Annotated in this window: 2 protein-coding genes; one reads left to right on the plus strand and one right to left on the minus strand. The window is 72.0% G+C overall.

The annotated features are described in order from the left end of the window. Nucleotides 1–832: MFS transporter (locus Q0444_RS14865; protein ID WP_299023767.1), on the plus strand; the 832-nt coding region annotated here is incomplete at its 5' end. Between the two features lie 97 nt (nt 833–929). Here Q0444_RS14865 and Q0444_RS14870 read toward each other — a convergent pair. Continuing rightward, nucleotides 930–1,551 (minus strand): molybdopterin dinucleotide binding domain-containing protein (locus tag Q0444_RS14870; RefSeq protein WP_299023769.1); only part of this gene is annotated, 622 nt, incomplete at its 5' end.

Genomic DNA, 1,551 nt, shown 5'->3' on the forward strand with positions numbered 1-1,551 from the left:
GCGCCGCGGGTTCGCCACCGGGTCCATCTCCGTCACGCTGCAGTTCCTCGTGATCTTCGGGTTCTTCCTGCTCATCGTCCAGTACCTGCAACTCGTCAAGGACTACGACTCGCTCATGGCCGCGATGTCGCTCGCGCCCATGGCGGTGCCGGTGCTGCTGCTGTCGCTCGTCGCGCCGAAGCTGACCTCGCTGGTCGGGCTGCGCGTGATGTCCGTGGTGGGCGTGACCGGGATCGCGGTCGGCATGATTCTGCTGTCGCGGCTCACCGTGGACTCGGACTACTGGGACGTGCTGTGGCCGCTGTTCATCGCCGCCTCCGGGCTGGGGCTGTCGACCGCGCCCGCGACCTCCGCGATCGTCTCCGACATCCCTTCCGACGAACAGGGTGTCGGCGCGGCCGTCAATGACGCGATGCGCGAGGTCGGCGCGGCGATCGGCATCGCGATCGGCGGCAGTCTCCTCGCCGGCCGCTACGCCCGCGACATCGTGGAGATCCTGCCCGGGGTTCCCGAGGCCGGTCGGCACGCGGTGGAGAGCTCGTTGGCCGGGGCGGTCGCGTTCGGCGCCCAGGCCGGGCCGGCCGCGCAGCCGATCGTCGACGCCGCCGCCGAGATCTTCACCGCCGGGCTGTCGGATGCGCTGTTCGCGCTGGGGCTCGTCGCCGCCGGCGCCGCGGTGTTGCTGCTGTTCATCGCGCCCGGCCGGGGCTACGTCCCCCAGGGCGATCCGGGCGGGGCCAGTGGGGTCGGTGGGGCGGCCGGGGCCCCTGGCGCCGCCCCTGGCGCCGCCCCTGGCGCCGAGAAGAGTGTTTCGCCTGCATCGTCCGAGTGACTCTGCACGAAATCCACTTCTCGGCGGGCGGCGGCGGGCGGCGGGCGGCGGGCACGGTGTCCCCAACCCGTTCCGCTGGATCAGTTGGCGGAGTGGTTCAGCGCGACGGCTGGACGAAGCGATCCGACGCTGCGGCGTCGGCGGGCCGGCGGCGCGGCTCGAACCGGACGGTCACGGCCTTGAAGCCCGGCGTGTTGGACTCCCGCGCCACGTTCTCCCGGTGCACCAGGTTGTTGGCCTCCGGGAAGTACGCCGCGCAGCAGCCGCGGGCGGTGGGGTAGGAGATCAGCCGGAACTCCTCGGCCCGGCGCTCGGTGGTCACGCCGTCCGATCCGGTGAACACGCTCACCACGTCCACCGGCTGCCGGTCCTCGAGCCCCAGGTCGCGCAGGTCGTCGGGGTTCACCAAGACCACGCGCCGGCCCTCCGAGATGCCCCGGTAGCGGTCGTCGAGCCCGTAGAACGTGGTGTTGTACTGGTCGTGTGACCGCAGGGTCTGCAGGATGAGGTGCCCGGCCGGCGCCTCCAGCCACTCCAGCGGCGACACGGTGAAGTGGGCGCGCCCGGACGGGGTGTCGAACGACCGGGTGTCCCGCGGCGGGTTGGGCAGGACGAACCCGGACTTCCTGCGCACCCGGCGGTTGAAGTCGGAGAATCCCGGGATCACGCGGGAGATGTGGTCGCGGATCACGTCGTAGTCCTCGGCCATCGCGCGCCAG

This window comes from uncultured Dietzia sp., assembly GCF_937873725.1.
Lineage (GTDB): Bacteria > Actinomycetota > Actinomycetes > Mycobacteriales > Mycobacteriaceae > Dietzia.